The sequence below is a fragment of the Flavobacterium rhamnosi genome, assembly GCF_048286515.1.
Classification (GTDB): Bacteria; Bacteroidota; Bacteroidia; order Flavobacteriales; family Flavobacteriaceae; genus Flavobacterium.
The window spans coordinates 183299-201026 of record NZ_JBLVPS010000004.1 but is presented as its reverse complement, the minus strand read 5'-3'; the positions used below and the strand labels follow the sequence as shown (position 1 = coordinate 201026).

The 17728-nt window shown below is 33.9% G+C and carries 13 protein-coding genes; 7 read left to right on the top strand and 6 right to left on the bottom strand.

Features of this window, described 5'->3' with window-relative positions; all coding sequences use genetic code 11:
• The first annotated feature begins 6 nt into the window (after window positions 1-6).
• The 6 genes from ACNQGN_RS05165 (at window position 7) to queG (ending at window position 7165) form a co-directional block, all read left to right on the top strand.
• Window positions 7-552 carry a c-type cytochrome gene (locus tag ACNQGN_RS05165; RefSeq protein WP_417986782.1) on the top strand — a complete coding sequence of 182 codons (546 nt, stop codon included), beginning with the start codon at window positions 7-9 and terminating at the stop codon, window positions 550-552.
• A gap of 27 nt (window positions 553-579) precedes the next feature.
• On the top strand, window positions 580-1932 hold the full coding sequence (locus ACNQGN_RS05160; protein ID WP_417986781.1) for a quinol:cytochrome C oxidoreductase: 1353 nt from the start codon (window positions 580-582) through the stop codon (window positions 1930-1932).
• A 19-nt stretch (window positions 1933-1951) separates the two neighbouring features.
• Window positions 1952-3106, top strand: coding sequence for a cytochrome c oxidase subunit II (locus ACNQGN_RS05155; RefSeq protein WP_417986780.1), 1155 nt, complete (start codon window positions 1952-1954; stop codon window positions 3104-3106).
• Between the two features lie 29 nt (window positions 3107-3135).
• A complete protein-coding gene (locus ACNQGN_RS05150) occupies window positions 3136-4932 on the top strand; it encodes a cytochrome c oxidase subunit I (RefSeq protein WP_417986779.1) in 1797 nt (598 codons plus the stop codon).
• Between the two features lie 193 nt (window positions 4933-5125).
• Window positions 5126-6148, top strand: a complete 1023-nt coding sequence (gene ruvB, locus ACNQGN_RS05145; RefSeq protein WP_417986778.1) for a Holliday junction branch migration DNA helicase RuvB — start codon at window positions 5126-5128, stop codon at window positions 6146-6148.
• Window positions 6149-6241: 93 nt separating this feature from the next.
• Window positions 6242-7165: a tRNA epoxyqueuosine(34) reductase QueG gene (queG, locus tag ACNQGN_RS05140; protein WP_417986850.1), complete on the top strand. Its 924-nt coding sequence runs from the start codon at window positions 6242-6244 to the stop codon at window positions 7163-7165.
• Window positions 7166-7203: 38 nt separating this feature from the next.
• Here the strand turns inward: queG and ACNQGN_RS05135 are convergent, their stop codons facing one another.
• The 6 genes from ACNQGN_RS05135 to ACNQGN_RS05110 all read right to left on the bottom strand — a co-directional run bounded on the left by ACNQGN_RS05135 (window position 7204) and on the right by ACNQGN_RS05110 (window position 15280).
• Window positions 7204-8232 carry a LacI family DNA-binding transcriptional regulator gene (locus ACNQGN_RS05135; protein ID WP_417986777.1) on the bottom strand — a complete coding sequence of 343 codons (1029 nt, stop codon included), beginning with the start codon at window positions 8230-8232 and terminating at the stop codon, window positions 7204-7206.
• A gap of 231 nt (window positions 8233-8463) precedes the next feature.
• Entirely contained in the window at window positions 8464-9483 is a 1020-nt protein-coding gene (locus ACNQGN_RS05130) for a LacI family DNA-binding transcriptional regulator (protein WP_417986776.1), read from the bottom strand.
• 140 nt (window positions 9484-9623) lie between these two features.
• Window positions 9624-11372 carry a glycoside hydrolase family 13 protein gene (locus ACNQGN_RS05125; RefSeq protein WP_417986775.1) on the bottom strand — a complete coding sequence of 583 codons (1749 nt, stop codon included), beginning with the start codon at window positions 11370-11372 and terminating at the stop codon, window positions 9624-9626.
• Window positions 11373-11401: 29 nt separating this feature from the next.
• Window positions 11402-12316: a carbohydrate kinase family protein gene (locus ACNQGN_RS05120; RefSeq protein ID WP_417986774.1), complete on the bottom strand. Its 915-nt coding sequence runs from the start codon at window positions 12314-12316 to the stop codon at window positions 11402-11404.
• On the bottom strand, window positions 12309-13640 hold the full coding sequence (locus ACNQGN_RS05115) for a sugar porter family MFS transporter (RefSeq protein WP_417986773.1): 1332 nt from the start codon (window positions 13638-13640) through the stop codon (window positions 12309-12311). The genes ACNQGN_RS05120 and ACNQGN_RS05115 overlap by 8 nt, the downstream gene beginning before the upstream one ends.
• 50 nt (window positions 13641-13690) lie before the next feature.
• Complete coding sequence (locus ACNQGN_RS05110; protein ID WP_417986772.1) at window positions 13691-15280, bottom strand: glycoside hydrolase family 32 protein; 1590 nt, start codon at window positions 15278-15280, stop codon at window positions 13691-13693.
• 196 nt (window positions 15281-15476) lie between these two features.
• Between ACNQGN_RS05110 and ACNQGN_RS05105 the strand changes: the two genes are divergently transcribed.
• Window positions 15477-17483 (top strand): glycosyl hydrolase family 95 catalytic domain-containing protein, encoded by a 2007-nt coding sequence (locus tag ACNQGN_RS05105; RefSeq protein ID WP_417986771.1) that lies wholly within the window; start codon window positions 15477-15479, stop codon window positions 17481-17483.
• The last annotated feature ends 245 nt before the right edge of the window (window positions 17484-17728 follow it).

Below are 17728 nucleotides of genomic sequence, written 5' to 3'. Positions count from 1 at the left end.
ATAGCTATGAAAAGGATATATAAAATAACACTTTTATTTGGTTTAACTATTTTAGTCGCGTCTTGTCATAATAATGCAGCGCCAAACTATCAGTATTTTCCAAATATGTATGAGTCAGTTGGGTATGAAACTTATTCTGAATCGGATGCATTTAACAATGGTAAAGTAGGTCAGCTTCCTGTGTCAGGAACTATAAACAGAGGATTTGAAGTTTATGATTATGAAAATTCTACTGCTGGTTATGAATTGGCAAAAGCCAATCTTAAGTCACCATTAGATTCTTTGAATACTAATTCTGAAGAGGGGAAAGCACTTTTTGAAATTTATTGTGTAAGTTGTCATGGTGCAACTGGAAATGGTAAAGGTAAATTAGTTGAAAGAGAAAAATTTCTTGGGGTACCAAGCTATGCTGATAGACCAATTACAGAAGGAAGTGTCTTCCATGTAATAACGTATGGTTTAAATGCAATGGGTTCACACGCTAATCAATTGAGTGCCCATGAACGATGGTTAGTTACTGACTATGTTCTAAAACTAAAAAGCGAATTATAATTGTTGAACAAACTGATCGTAATAGATATGTATACATTTTCAAGTAAATTAAAAACTTTTTCTTTCATCTTAATGGCTGTTGGTCTTTTGGGAATTGGATATGGTTTTTTAACTGCACCAAAAGATATTCAAGAAGTTGAGAATCTGCTTGCTGCTGATAGTCATGGTGGTCATGGTGAAGTTCAGCATGAAGTTTCAAATTCTTCTCACAAAGAAAATGAAGTGACAGCTGAGCACAAAGAAGCAAGTCATGCTAAAGAAGCTACTGAGCACAAAGAACATTTAACTCATGTTTTGCATCAACTGCAGAATAAGCCATGGGCCGCATTATATGTCGCTTGTATTTTTTTCTTGCTTATGTCAATGGGTGTTCTAGCTTTTTATGCTATTCAACAAGTAGCACAAGCGGGGTGGTCTCCAGTTTTGTTCAGAGTAATGCAAGGTATAACAGCTTATTTACCGGTAGGATCGGTTTTGTTTTTTATTTTCCTGATATTATGTGGTTTGCATTTTAATCATTTGTTTATTTGGTTAGATCCTGAAGTTGTAGCTCACGATAAAATAATCCAAACGAAAGCGGGGTATTTAAATTTTCCTTTTTGGATTGTTAGAGCGGCTATATTTTTATTTGGATGGAATTTATACCGTTATTATTCTACTAAAAATTGTTTAGCGCAGGATGAAGCTATAGATGACAATTTGTACAAAAAGAATTTTAAAATATCTGCAGGATTTTTAGTGTTCTTTATTGTATCAGAATCTATTATGTCTTGGGATTGGATTATGTCTATTGACCCTCATTGGTTTAGTACATTATTTGGATGGTATGTTTTTGCCAGTTTTTTTGTAAGTGGTATCACTATGATTACTATGGTGACATTGTATTTAAAATCAAGAGGATATTTAGAACATGTTAATACAAGTCATATCCATGATTTAGCTAAATTTATGTTTGGAATAAGTGTTTTTTGGACTTACTTATGGTTTTCACAATTCATGTTAATATGGTACGCGAATATTCCAGAAGAGGTAACTTACTTTATAACAAGAATACAATTGTATAATCTTCCTTTCTTTGGTGCTGTTGTGATGAACTTCTTGTTTCCAATTTTGATTTTGATAAATACAGATTTCAAAAGAATTACATGGGTACTAGTAATGGCAGGTATTGTAATATTACTAGGACATTATATAGATTTCTTTAATATGATAATGCCAGGAACAGTAGGAGATAGATGGTTTATCGGAATTTCAGAAATTGCATCGGTTCTTTTCTTTCTAGGATTATTTATTTATGTTGTTTTTACAGCATTGACTAAAGCTCCTTTGTTGCCAAAAAGAAATCCATTTATAGAAGAAAGTAAACATTTTCATTATTAATATTTAAAGAAAAAAACAGATGACAAGTTTGTTGGTAATTATAGTTTTAGTTTTATTAGCTGTTGCTTTGTGGCAATTGACGAAAATATTCGACCTTACGCAAGTAGGTTCAAATTCGGACAGTTCTCAAGTAGCTACTGATAATGATAACAATGTACAAGGTTATTTAATGTTTGGTTTCTTGGCATTCATTTATATTTTTACAATCTACGGATTGTTTAAATGGGGTCCGCTTGTTCTTCATACACCTGCTTCAGAGCATGGAACACTTGTAGATAGTCTTATGAATATTACATGGGTCTTGATTTTTATTGTTCAAGCAATTACTCAAGTTCTTTTACATTATTTTGCGTTTAAATACAGAGGTAAAAAGGATCAAAAAGCATTATATTTTGCAGACAACAATAAACTAGAAGCAATCTGGAGTGTTATTCCGGCTGTTGTTCTTGCAGGTTTAATTCTTTATGGTTTGTATGCTTGGACAAATATTATGTTTGTTGATGAAGACGAAGATACTATTGTTATAGAATTGTATGCACAACAATTTAACTGGAAAGCTAGATATTCAGGAAATGATAATGTATTAGGTAAGGCTAATGTTAGATTTATTGAAGGTGCTAACTCAGTAGGTGTTGATTTGTCTGATCCATATTCGCAAGATGACATTGTTGTAACGGAATTACATATCCCTAAAGGCAAAAAAGTGCATTTTAAAATGCGTTCACAAGATGTTTTGCATTCTGCTTATATGCCACATTTTAGAGCTCAGATGAACTGTGTTCCTGGAATGGTTACTGAATTTGCATTTACGCCAATTTATACAACAGCCGAATATAGAGAGTTACCTTTTATGGTGGAAAAAGTATCTAAAATAAATACGCTAAGATCTAAAAAAAGTATTGAGTTGGTAGCTAAAGGAGAAACGGCACTTGATCCATATACTTTTGACTACTTGTTGTTGTGTAATAAAATATGTGGGGCATCTCATTACAATATGCAAATGAAGATTATTGTAGATACTCCGGAAGATTATAAAAAATGGTTAAGTGATAAAGCAACTTTAGTACAAGAGGTGAAAACTGCCACTGAACCGGCTCCCGTTGAAGGAGGAACAGGTACAGATTCTACAGGTACCAAAGACTCCGCAGCTGTTGTTAAAATAGCTATGAAATAATTATTAAGAAAAATTTAAAGTATACATATATGTCAGCAGAAGGTCACGATCACGGACACGATCACGAACACGAACATCACCATAAAGACACTTTCATTACTAAATATATCTTTAGTATTGATCACAAGATGATTGCCAAACAATACCTTTTAACTGGTATAATTATGGGGGTTATTGGTGTTGGTATGTCTATGCTTTTTAGAATGCAATTGGCATGGCCAGAAGAATCATTTAAAATATTTAATATTTTACTTGGTGATAAATTTGCTCCAAATGGAGTTATGGCTAATGATATTTATTTGGCATTAGTAACAATTCACGGAACGATAATGGTGTTTTTCGTTCTTACCGCCGGATTGAGCGGAACTTTTAGTAATTTATTGATTCCACTTCAGATTGGTGCGCGGGATATGGCATCTGGTTTTATGAATATGATTTCTTATTGGTTATTCTTTTTATCAAGTGTAATCATGGTTTGTTCATTATTCGTAGAGGCTGGACCAGCGTCAGCTGGTTGGACTATTTATCCGCCGTTAAGTGCGTTGCCACAAGCAATTCCAGGTTCAGGAATGGGTATGACTTTATGGTTAGTTTCTATGGCTATATTTATTGCATCTTCACTAATGGGATCTTTAAACTATGTAGTTACAGTTATCAATCTTAGAACTAAAGGAATGTCTATGACAAGATTGCCACTTACTATTTGGGCTTTCTTCGTTACTGCAATCATTGGTATTGTTTCTTTTCCAGTTTTATTGTCAGCTGCTTTGTTGTTGATTTTTGACAGAAGCTTTGGAACATCGTTCTTCTTATCTGATATTTATATTGCTGGTGAAGTATTGCATTATCAAGGTGGTTCTCCAGTTTTGTTTGAACACTTATTTTGGTTTTTAGGACATCCTGAAGTTTATATTGTATTATTACCTGCTTTGGGTATTACATCTGAAGTTATTGCTACTAACTCTCGTAAACCAATTTTTGGATACAGAGCGATGATTATGTCAATTTTAGCAATTGCATTCTTGTCAACAATTGTTTGGGGGCATCATATGTTCATATCAGGAATGAATCCATTCTTAGGGTCTGTATTTACATTTACAACTTTGTTGATTGCTATTCCTTCTGCTGTAAAAGCCTTTAATTATATTACAACACTTTGGAAAGGAAATTTACAATTGAATCCGGCCATGTTGTTTTCAATTGGTTTAGTTTCTACTTTTATAACAGGTGGTTTGACGGGTATTATCCTTGGAGATAGTACATTGGACATCAATGTTCACGATACGTATTTTGTTGTTGCTCACTTTCACTTAGTAATGGGTATTTCTGCTCTTTATGGTATGTTTGCCGGTATTTATCACTGGTTTCCAAAAATGTATGGAAGAATGCTTAATAAGAATCTGGGGTATGTTCACTTTTGGGTAACGGCAGTTTGTGCTTACGGTGTGTTTTTTCCAATGCACTTTATAGGATTAGCTGGTTTGCCAAGACGTTATTATACAAATACAAACTTTCCATTATTTGATGATTTACAAAATGTAAACGTTCTTATAACTACATTCGCTTTGATTGGTGGAGCTTTTCAATTGGTGTTTTTATACAATTTTTTCAGTAGTATTTTTTACGGAAAAAAATCGGTTCAAAATCCTTGGAAATCTAATACTCTTGAATGGACTGCGCCTGTAGAGCATATGCACGGTAACTGGCCAGGAGAAATTCCTGAAGTATACCGTTGGCCTTATGATTACAGTAATCCAGCACACGATGTTGATTTTGTACCTCAAAATGTACCAATGAAAGAAGGTGAAGAAGTATTACATCACTAATCTTAATATAATATTTAGCCGCTACGAAAGTAGGGGCTTTTTTTATGATTTGTCGGTATGGGTTTTTCTAAGAAGTAGTACCAATAGCAAAGGTGTTTGTCAGGAGCAATCCATAATTGCTTTTCATGGACAATTTTGGTAAAGTCTTTAGGCGGAATTCTTCCAAACTAAATACTTTCTTTATCTTTGTTAAATGAATGAGAATTTAGACCCAACAGCAAACGGTTATAATGCAGAAGAACTTGATCTGGAAAAAAGATTAAGGCCGCTTTCATTTGATGATTTTGCTGGTCAAGACCAGATATTAGAAAACTTAAAAGTTTTTGTTCAGGCAGCAAATCAGAGAAATGAAGCACTTGACCATACCCTTTTTCATGGTCCTCCAGGTTTAGGAAAAACTACTTTGGCCAATATTCTTGCTAATGAGCTGCAAGTAGGGATAAAAATTACTTCAGGACCCGTTTTAGACAAGCCTGGGGATTTAGCAGGTTTGTTAACTAATCTTGAAGAGCGGGATGTATTGTTTATTGATGAAATTCATCGTTTAAGTCCCATAGTTGAAGAATATCTGTATTCGGCAATGGAAGACTTCAAGATTGATATAATGATTGAATCTGGGCCAAATGCTCGGACGGTTCAAATTAATTTAAACCCATTTACATTAATTGGTGCTACGACGCGCTCCGGACTCTTAACCGCTCCCATGAGAGCCCGCTTTGGAATATCATCACGGTTGCAATATTATACTACGGAGCTATTAACCACAATCGTGGAACGAAGCGCTGCCATATTCAAAATGCCTATCACTATGGAAGCAGCGATTGAAATTGCAGGTAGAAGTAGAGGGACGCCACGTATTGCCAATGCATTATTGCGTCGTGTTCGTGATTTTGCGCAAATAAAAGGCAATGGTAAAATTGATATTGAAATTGCCCGTTATGCACTAAAAGCACTTAACGTAGATGCTCATGGATTAGATGAAATGGACAATAAAATACTTACAACAATTATTGAAAAGTTCAAGGGCGGACCCGTAGGTTTGTCAACTTTGGCAACAGCCGTATCCGAAAGTAGCGAAACAATAGAAGAAGTATACGAACCGTTTCTTATTCAAGAAGGGTTTATCATGAGGACCCCTAGAGGTAGGGAAGTTACCGATAAAGCTTATAAACATTTAGGAAAATTAAATACAAATATTCAAGGCGGCTTGTTTTAATTTTAGGAACTTTTTTCAGCTGGCTATTAAAAATATGAGATAGTTTTGGCACTTCTGTCAGGAGTTTGATAAACTATTAATTTTAACTTTTGTATCATTATTCACAAATCTAAATACACTCAGTTCATTAAAGCCGAAGCTAAACGTCTCGGTTTTTTGTCATGTGGTATTTCTAAGGCCGGGTTTTTAGAGGAGGAAGCGCCTCGGTTAGAAGCTTGGCTTACTAATAAAAGAAATGGTGAAATGGCATACATGGAAAGCCATTTTGACAAACGCTTAAATCCTACTTTACTGGTTGATGATGCGAAAAGCGTTGTTTCTCTTTTATTAAATTATTTTCCGGAACAGATTCAAAATGCTGATTCGTATAAGATTTCAAAGTATGCCTATGGGCAGGATTATCATTTTGTAATTAAAGAAAAACTTAAAGAATTTTTATTTTCTATTCAAGCAACTATAGGTGAAGTTTCAGGACGTGCTTTTGTAGATTCTGCGCCGGTGCTCGATAAAGCTTGGGCTGCAAAAAGTGGTTTAGGATGGGTCGGTAAAAACAGTAATTTGTTGACTCAGAAAACAGGATCTTTTTACTTTATTGCCGAGCTTATTATCGACTTAGAATTAGAATATGATAATGCTACAACAGATCATTGTGGAACTTGTACGGCTTGTATTGACGCTTGTCCAACGGAAGCGATTGTGGCACCGTATATTGTGGATGGCAGTAAATGCATTTCTTATTTTACAATAGAGCTAAAAGAAAATATTCCACAAGAAATGAAAGGAAAATTTGATGATTGGGCTTTTGGTTGTGACGTATGCCAGGATGTTTGTCCATGGAATAAGTTTTCAAAAGCACATAGTGAACCGTTGTTAAATCCAAATCCAGAATTGCTTTCGATGTCCAAAAAAGACTGGAAAGACGTTACTGAAGAAACATTTAAAATTGTGTTTAAAAATTCGCCTCTTAAAAGAGCAAAATTTCAGGGAATTAAGCGAAACATTGATTTTTTACAATAAATCCAGTTTCTAATTGACTGACTTTAAGTTAGATGAAGTTAATTAGATTTGATAGTAGATTCTCGTATAATAATATTTGTTGGTAATTCAATAGTTCTTGGTATAAATGGAATGTCTTCTTTATGACAATTCATTTCTTCTAATAGTAAGTTAAAAGACTCAATTCCCATTTCGTGACTTGGCTGATCTATAGTACTCAATTTAGGTGTTAGGACTTGTGACATAAACCAATTGCTGAAACCAATTACCGAAACTTGTTGTGGAACTTTAATTTTATGGTCATTGAAATAAGATAATACGCCCACTGCAACCAAATCTGTAACTGCAAATATACCATCAACATCAGGGTGGTCATGTAGTATTTGTTTTGCAAAATCTAATCCTTCTTGAAAAGTCACGGTTTCGCATGTGTAAACTAATCTGGCATCAAAAGGGATATTGCTTTTTTCTAATGCTTTCTTATATCCAATGTAACGGTCAATTGAATTTTGTGGATTTAAAGGGCCGCGAATGTGAGCGATTTTTTTACAGCCAGTAGTAATTAAGTGCTGAACAGCATTAAATGCAGCTTTTTGGTCATCTATAATTACTTTTGAACAGTTGATTAATTTGTTGATTTTATCAAACATGACAAAAGGAATGTTCCTGTCGATGATTTCTTTTAAATGATCATCATTATTTGACTCATTGGAAAGTGAAATAATTATGCCATCAACTCTTTTTTTGATCAAAAGTTCTACCTGCTTTTTCTCTAGAGTTAATGATTCGTTCGATTGTAAAATAATAACTAAATAACCATTTTTTTCGGCTTCATCAATGATGGCATTTACCACATTTGAGAAAAAATGATGTACTACTTCAGGAATAATTAAACCAATAGTTTTTGATTCCTTTGTTCTTAGATTTACAGCAAAACTGTTAGGAGTATAGTGTAGATTTTGGGCAAGATCAATTACTGCTTGTTTCGTTTTTGCACTAACATCTGGGTAGTTTTTCAAAGCTTTTGAAACAGTTGTTATCGAAATACCTAATTTCGTTGCAATTTCTTTAAGAGTGATGTCTTTCATGAATCGGATTTCTATGTATTTAATTTTATAAAAATATTTTTTAGAAACAGCTTCTCTTTTAAGACTTAATGAGCCTTTCTTTTATGTTTATGAAAAATGACTATGCTTTCATATATTCTTTTACAAGGTATTAATTTTTATTATATTTCTGTTTTTTTTATCAAAATAAACAAATTAGTAATAATCAGTTAAGTAAATAGTAGGGTTAACTATTTTAAAATAGTAGAGATTTTAAGTTGACTCTCTTTCAATTATGCTAGTTTCCAATTCAATTGACTGAAAAACTATAGGTGAATTATTCTTTTTTAAATTAATTTCATCGAATAAAACAGCAGCGGATTTTCTTCCAATTTCAAAACCAGGCTGGTCAATTGTTGAAAGTTTAGGGCTTATTACACTTGACATAAACCAATTGCTGAAACCAAAAACAGCAATTTGTTTTGGAATTGCAATTTCGACGTCATTTAAATATTTAATAATCCCTATCGCAACCAAATCAGTTACTGCAAAAATCGCGTCAATTTCAGGATGTTCCATAACAGCCTTTCTAGCATTTTCGTAACCATCTTCAAAATCCATATTGTTTTCGCAAACAAAAACTAAAGAGGAATCGTATGCTATGTTGTTGTCTTCTAATGCTTTTTTGTAGCCTAAAAAGCGGTCTATAGAATTTTGGGGCAGATAAGAGCCTCTAAAATGGGCAATTTTTTTATATCCTTTTTTTATAAGATAAGACACAGCATCGTAAGCTGCTTTTTTATCATTGATTGTCACTTTGGAACAATTAACAAGCTTTGCAATTTTATCAAAAAGTACAAGAGGGGTGTTGTGAGAAAGAATGGCGTTTAAATGTTGAAATTCTCCAGTTTCGTTAGATAAAGAGATTAAAATTCCATCGACTCTTTTATTCATGAGAAGGTCAATTTGTTTCTTTTCAAGTTCAAGTTTTTCGTTTGATTGTAAGATGATAACCATATAGTCTCTTTTCTCAGCTTCTTCAAGAACTCCTTCAATCACATTTGAAAAAAAATTATGTACAACGGTAGGGATTATCAAACCTATTGTCTTGGACTCCCTGGTCCTTAAGTTTACAGCAAAACTATTTGGAGTGTAATTTAGCTGCTTTGCTAAATCGAGAACTGCTTTTTTTGTTTTTTCACTAACATCTGAATACCCTTTCAAAGACTTTGAAACGGTTGTTATAGAAATTCCCAATTGAGAGGCAATTTGTTTGAGCGTGGTATTATTCATATTTCAAATACTCTAATAGTAAAAGCCAAATAATAAACTGTTTCTTGAAAAACGAATTTACAATTTATTTGTTGTAATTCAATTTTCAAGAAACAGTTTCATTAGAAATTATTTATTTGGATCTGATTTGTTGATTATAATTATTGTTTGAGCGCTATTATGAGTGCTTCGTAAGGGCGTAAAATATTGTTTTTCAGTTTTTTAATTCCTGCGTAATTGGTCAAAATTATTTTAGATTTAGCAGTGGAAACCCCAATATTGTAAGTGCTGTTCTTATCCGAAAAATTTAATAACACCACTAGTTTTTTACCATCTAACTCTCTCGTGTAAGCAAATACATTTGGATTTTCTTTGTCTAATAAAGTGTATTTCCCATAAACAAGCGTTGGCTCTTTTTTACGTAATTGTACTAATTTTCTAAAATAATTCAAGACTGAATTTGGATCTTTTTCTTGCGCTTCTGCATTAATGGTTTTGTAATTAGGGTTTACTTTTAACCATGGTTTTCCCGTAGTAAAACCTGCACTTTGAGTTGCATCCCATTGAAAAGGCGTTCTTCCGTTTTCTCTGGACGTTTGTTTTTGACCTTCTAAGAAAGCTTGCAAATCTCCACCTCTGTTTTTTAAGCCAATATATTTGTTGCGTGTGTCTACATCGGTATAATCCTCGATGGAATTAAATCGTATGTTGATCATTCCTAATTCATCTCCATAATAGTAATATGGAGTTCCTCGCATTGTCATTATGAAGGTAGAAAGCATTTTTGAAGAAATTTCTCTGAATTCAGGGGTGTCATTACCAAATTTACTAACCATCCTTGGTTGATCGTGATTACCAAGAAAAATAGAAAGCCATCCTTTGTCTTTAAAGGCTTGATCATACCGAGAAAAAATATCTTTGTACTTTACAAGACCAAAATCATTTAGATGCTTACCGATATCAACACTTTCGAAATGGTAGGCCATGTTTAATTCTTTTCGATCTGGATCAACAAATAGTAAAGCATCTTCAGGAGTACTGCCGGCACCTTCAGCAACTGTCATAATATCATATTTACTAAAAACTTCTCTGTTCATTTCTTGCAAATAGTCATGTAAATGCGGGCCAACTCCATAGTATTTTATGATGTTTTTTTCATATCCTTTTGGTAGTTCTGGCCAAGTGGTATCTTTTGAAGCAAATTGAAAAGCATCCATTCTAAAGCCATCAATGCCCTTGTCTAGCCAAAATTTCATTATATCATATACTTCGTTTCTAACTTTTGGGTTTTCCCAGTTTAAATCGGGTTGTTTCTGTGAAAAGTAATGAAGGTAATAAGAATCGGTTTGGGCATCATATTTCCATGCGTCACTGTTCACATCAAAAAAGCTCCATCTGTAAGGTGGTTTTCCTTTTTCTGCTGGCCACCAGTGGTAATAATCTCTATATTTATTGTCTCTTGAACTTCTGGATTGTTTGAACCATTCGTGCTCGTCACTGCTGTGGTTCACCACTAAATCCATGATGAGTTTAATATCCCGTTTGTGCATCTCTTTTAGCAAAAGATCGAAATCTTCCATTGTTCCAAAATCTTTCATGATTTCTCGATAATCGCTGATATCATAACCATTATCATCATTTGGAGAGGTGTAAATGGGGTTGAGCCAAACCGCATCTATCCCTAAGCTTTTGACATAATCTAATTTAGAAATGATTCCTTTCAGATCTCCGACACCATCACCATCACTATCTTTGAAACTTCTAGGGTATATTTGATAAACAACGGCTTCTTTCCACCATTTATGATCATTTTTTAGAGTTGTTTTTACAGATATGTTTTGTGCGATTGTGCCCTCAGTTGCGAATAGAGTCAGAGCAGATAATAAGCATAATTTGATAATAGGTTTCATGGTTGTTTGTATTTATTGTATCTGAATTCTTAGCTGTTGTTTTTTGTAGGGTTCATAAATGCCTGAATTGCTACATCTGTTATTTTTGGATTTGCACCTTCATTTTTTGCTACTAAAGCACCCATTGCGCAGGCAAAATCAATTGCTTTTTGTGGATCTTCATTACTTAATAATTTGAAAAGTAGTGCGGCTAAAAATGAATCTCCTGATCCTACGGTATCAACAACATCAATTTTATATCCACTATTGTAATACATTTTTTCGTTGTAATACAAGACTGCTCCATGGCTACCTTTGGTTACGCAGATGTGTTTTGTACTGGTATGCGCTGCAATGAAAAGAATATTTTGCTCCAGCGAATGGTAAGGGGATTTTAATAAAGCACTGATTTCATATAATTCGTCATCATTAAATTTTATGAAATCTGATTGTAACATTAATCTAATAAGAACATCTTTTGTGTAAAATGGTGCGCGTAAATTGACATCAAATATTTTGTATTTCGCATAATTTATTAACTCTAATAAAGTATTGAACGAAATTACATCCCTGCAGACAAGACTCCCATAAACAAATGCATCGGCTTTCTTTACTACACTTTCAACTTCTGGATTGCATTCGATTTTATCCCAAGCCACAGGATAATTGATGGTGTAGGATGCAGATCCTTTCTCGTTTAACTGAACTAATACTTCGCCGGTTGAAAAGTGTTCGTCAATTTGAATAGTGGTCGTAGGGACTCCACTTTCTTTGATGAAATTTAAGAGCTCTCGGCCTATTTCATCATTCCCGACGCGACTTATTATTTGAGCATTGACTCCTAGAGAGGCTAAGCGAAGCGCAACATTCAATGGTGCTCCCCCAATTTTTTTATGTGTTGGAAATACGTCAAATAACACTTCTCCAAAACAAACAACACTGATTTTTTTCTTGATATTATTCATTGTTAAGCATTTTATGTTCTAATTCTTCTAGAGATAATCCTTTCGTTTCTGGCATCATAAATAGTACAAATACCAATTGCAAAACCATCATAAAGGCAAAAAAAGCAAATATTGGCCAAGGATTTTCTTTAAATAGGTCAATTACGACCGGTCCAGCCAATGTAATTAAAGCTGCAAAAATCCAGTGAATTCCAGTTCCAAACGATTGACCGTTGGCACGAACATTATTTGGGAATATTTCTGAGATAAATACCCAAATTACAGCACCCTGCCCGATGGCATGTGAGGCAATAAATAATAAGATAGACAGCATTAAAATAATAGCGCCTAAATTATTGTGGAATGCTAAAGCAACCATTCCTAAACTCACAATATATCCAATTGAACCTATCATCATAAGTTGTTTTCTTCCCAGAACATCTATTAATCGCATGCCAACAATAGTGAAGATTAAATTTGTTAATCCAATTAAAATTGAGTTTAGCAAAGACTCTTTGGAGGCTAAGCCTGCCATTTCCAGTATTTCCGGAGCATAGTACAGGATGAAATTGATTCCTGATAATTGATTGAAAAAAGCAAGCAAAAATGCTAGTATCACAGGGAGTTCGTATTTGTTTGAAAAAATAGTTTCTTTCACTGAAGCATCAACAACATCTTTTTTAATTTCATTAAAACTTTCCAGAGCTTCCTCTTTTTCGTAAATCATTTCCAATACTTTCAAGCCTGCGGCATCATCTCTCTTTTTTAAGATTAACCAACGCGGGCTATCCGGAATTTGTAAAACGATAATGCTATAAATGAACGCGGGAACAGCTACAATTCCGATCATCCAACGCCAGTCGTTTGCTCCTCCAACGCCTTCGAATAAATAATTAGAGAAGAAAGCAATCAAGATTCCAAATACGATATTGAATTGAAATAAAGCAACTAACTTTCCTCTGTTTTTTGCACTAGAAATCTCAGAAATATAAATAGGCGCTGCAACCGAGGAAGCTCCGACGCCAATTCCTCCTATAAAACGGAAGAATGAAAAGGTGTATGGATCTGGCGCTAATGCAGAACCTAATGCTGACGCTAAAAATAAGATACCAATCCAGAAAAGAGTCTTTTTTCGGCCCAATCTGTCACATGGAATTCCACCGAATAAAGCGCCAAAAACAGTTCCCCATAGCGCCATAGACATGATGAAAATCCCATGAAATAATGGTGTGGTGTTCCATAATTCTTTGATAGGCAGATTTGCACCTGATATCACTACGGTGTCAAAACCAAATAAAAATCCTGCTACAGCTACGGTAAGAGACCAATTTCTGACGTTATTCATTTTTATAATTTTTTAGTTGTTGTTTTGATTTTCCAGGAAAGGAGATTAATTTACCGAATTTCTTTTATTTTGTTGATTGTGATGTTTTTAATTTCTTGTCCTTCATTGGATTGAATGCTTAAACGGGTATACGGTTTTTTTGGAAAAATTTGTTCTGTGAAACTATAAATGCCACCATTTAAGAAAATTTCAATCGAGGACCAGTCTAAGAGTATGCGATACTCTACAGTTTCTGAAATGATATTCGAAATTCTAGTTCTGTGAATCTTTTTTCCAAAATTTTCTTCAAAATTTACAAATCCAGAATGCCGTCTGTCGATAGAAAACATATTTTGTTTAGCGTTGTAATCAATGATTAAAGAGTCTTTTACGGTATTTGAAAATATCAATTTCAGATTCTTTGACTGCGCCTTAAATTTTAGCTCTGATTGATTAAGATTATCGTAAATTAATGTAACAGCATGATTTTCGGGGATAATTAATGTCTTTTTTGAAAATTCAGAAATCACTTGTTTTTTGAGTTGTTCAACCGGTATGTTTTTTAAGACATAATCACCTCTTAGTTTTTCCAGTGAAAGTTCTCTGGGAATTGTCATGGCACTTCTCCAGTTTTTTGTTGGTGTATTTCGGGCATAAAGCCAATTACTCATCCAGGCTATAAAGATGCGTTTGTTTTTTGGGGCATTATTATAAGTTACACCTGCATAATTATCTGCTCCAAAATCAACCCATTTAATGTCTTTCTGATTAGTTTTAAAAATTTTTCCGTCAAAATCACCAATGAAATATTGTGTTCCTGAACCGCCATTGGGTGCTCCTGGATTGATACTAATAAGTAAAACCCATTTTTCTTCATTGGAATTGGTTACTTTTAATTTGAAAATATCAGGACATTCCCAAACGCCACCTTGCGCTCCGATGCCTTTTCCAAATTCGCTCTCGAATGTCCAATTAATTAGGTTTTTAGAGGAGTAAAATTGAGCATGATCACCAGTTGCCAAAACCAAATTCCAAAAATTTGTTGTTGCATTCCAAAAAACTTTTGGATCTCTAAAATCTTTTATACCAACATTTTCTATAATTGGATTTCCTTCATATTTCAACCATGTATTTCCCTCATCTAAACTGTAGGCGAGTCCTTGTGTTTGAAAATTTGTCTTTCCTGATTTTTCACCTTCCAAATCATGATAGGTGAAAATAGCAATCAATGGAGGGTTTGTTGCTGTTCCTAAAGCAGAAGTATTTTTTAAGTCCACAACAGCACTTCCGGAAAATATCATTCCAAGTTTATCAGGGAATAAGGCAATTTTTTTTTGTTGCCAATGAATTAAATCGGTACTGGTTGCATGCCCCCAATGCATCGGTCCCCAAACAATATCTTTGGGATAGTACTGGTAAAATAAATGATAAACACCTTTGTAATATACCATTCCATTGGGATCATTCATCCAATTTTTTTCTGGAGAAAAATGAAATTGCGGACGAAAGAGCTCTTTGTATATTCTTGAAGAATCGCTTTCTGTTTTTTCAGAAGAACGAATTGTAATGGCATCATTATTTTCTTCTTTTTTACAAGAAAAAAGAGAGAATATGATTCCGAGGAAAAGAAATGTAAATGGAATTTTACTTGTGAACTTCATATAAAAAATGATTTATTTTTATATTATCTCTATAAAAATAGAATTCTTTTTTTTAATTATTCAATCTGGAATAATTAAAAACGTTTTCGATATGTCGAAAACGTTTTCGATTTATATTCAATGTACTATATGGAATTATATATTTTTTTAAGAAATAAATTATATAAGTTTGAAAATATTATTAAAAATTATAACTATGATTTCAATATTTAGAAATTTGTTCATTATGCTTTTGGCGTGTCCAATTGTTTTTGGTCAAGTAAAATCAGATGAGTGGCATTTATATGCGAACTCAAGAGAAAATTATTATGGAGTTGCTATGGCAAATGGCCAAATAGGAATTGTTACAGACGACACACCTTTAAAAACGAAAGAAATTATTCTTAGTGGCGTTTACGATGGCAGTCCCGAAAATGGAATTAGCAGAATTGTCCGAGGAATAGAATTTTTGAATCTTCATTTGACAATAAATAATCAAGAAATCAAATCCGATAATATAGACAACTGGAGTCAAGTGGTTTCTATGAAAGAAGGCACAAGCACAACTTCGTTTAATTTCAAAGATTTTGCAAGTATTAATTATACGATTTTGGCCAATAGAGCAATCCCTTTTTCGGCAATGGCTATTGTTGAAATTATGCCTAATAAAGACATAGAAATAATTGCTAATAATTATATGATTGTTCCGGATGAGTTGAACAATGCTAAAAGTCAGTTTCGCGTTTTAAAAGATAATCAGTATATGATGCCTGTTTTTGGAACTACTGCTAAAACTTTAACTGGGAAATATACTGTTGCGGCTTCTACGACTTTTCTTTTCGACGGGCAAAGTGAATCCTTAAAACAAACTGGTAATGAAGTTGGGTTTACCAAAAAATTAGTAAAAGGAAAAAAATACCGATTTGCAATAGCGGGAGGTATTTGTACTTCAAAAGATGTTACGGATCCTTTGAACGAATCCGAAAGACAGCCAATTTATGCTTTGCAGGAAGGAATTGATAAATTACTCAATCGACACAAGCAAGCCTGGGCTGAATTATGGAATACAGGTGATATTCAAATAGAGGGGGATTTAGATGCGCAGCAACGTGTTCGTTTTGCATTGTACAATTTATATTCGTATATCCGTCCTGAAACCAGACAAAGTATAGCTCCCATGGGACTGTCTTCACAAGGATATAACGGGCATATTTTTTGGGACACGGAGCTTTGGATGTATCCAACGCTCCTAGCATTACAACCAGATATGGCAAAATCATGTTTAGATTACCGTTCTGATCGTTTGCAAAAGGCGAAGCAAAAAGCGTTTATTTATGGGTATAAAGGAGCAATGTATCCGTGGGAATCTGATGATACCGGAGAAGAAGCCACGCCGACCTGGGCATTAACAGGGATTTTTGAACAACACATTACCGCAGATGTTTCCATTGCTTTTTGGAATTATTACTCTTACACGCAAGATAAGTCTTGGTTGAAAAAAGAATGGGCTGTGCTGAAAGAGACCGCTGATTTTTGGGTCAGCCGTGTGGTTAAAAATCAGGATGGAAGTTTTTCTATTTTAAATGTTGTAGGAGCGGACGAATATGCACAACACGTGGATGACAATGCCTTTACAAATGCTTCAGCCATAGAATCGCTCAAAAACACGATTAAGGCAGCTACAATTTTAAACGAACCAATTGATCCAAGATGGGCAGAAGTGTCAAGTAAATTGGCAATTCATGTCGAAAATGGTATTACTCAAAATTATAAGGGATATCAGGGGCAAATTATTAAGCAAGCAGATGTCAACTTATTGGCGTATCCTTTACATGTAATTACAGATAAAGATCAAATCAAAAGAGATTTGGAGTATTATGCTGAAAAAATTGATAAAAAAGACGGGCCAGCAATGGCTTCAGGAGTTTTATCTGTTTTATATGCGCGATTAGGGGATAAAGAAAAGGCCTACAGTTATTTTGTGAAATCCTATTTACCAAACAGTCGTCCTCCTTTTGGGGTGTTTTCAGAGTCAGCCAACAGTAATAATCCATATTTTGCCACAGGAGCTGGAGCGATGCTTCAGGCTGTTATTTATGGGTTTGGTGGTGTGGAACAAACAGATCTTGGATTGAAATATAATAAAGGACTACTGCCAAAAAAATGGAAGTCCTTGAAGATAATTGGTTTAGGATTAGATAATAAAACGATCACGATAGAATAATAGCATAAAACTATGCTTTTGGCCGCGAATACACTTTTTGATCTGTTTAAGATTATTTTAGAAGTTGTATTCGCGGCCTTTTTTATAGTAATTACCCATGCAATAATTTATAGAAGTATTATAAAAAATAGAAAATCTAAAAATGCCGAAGTAGAAATAAAGTATTCGGCAAGGAATAAACTGGGTGAGTACTAGAAGTTCTGTTTGTTAAACAAGAATATAAAAGGTAATTAAATTACAGAATT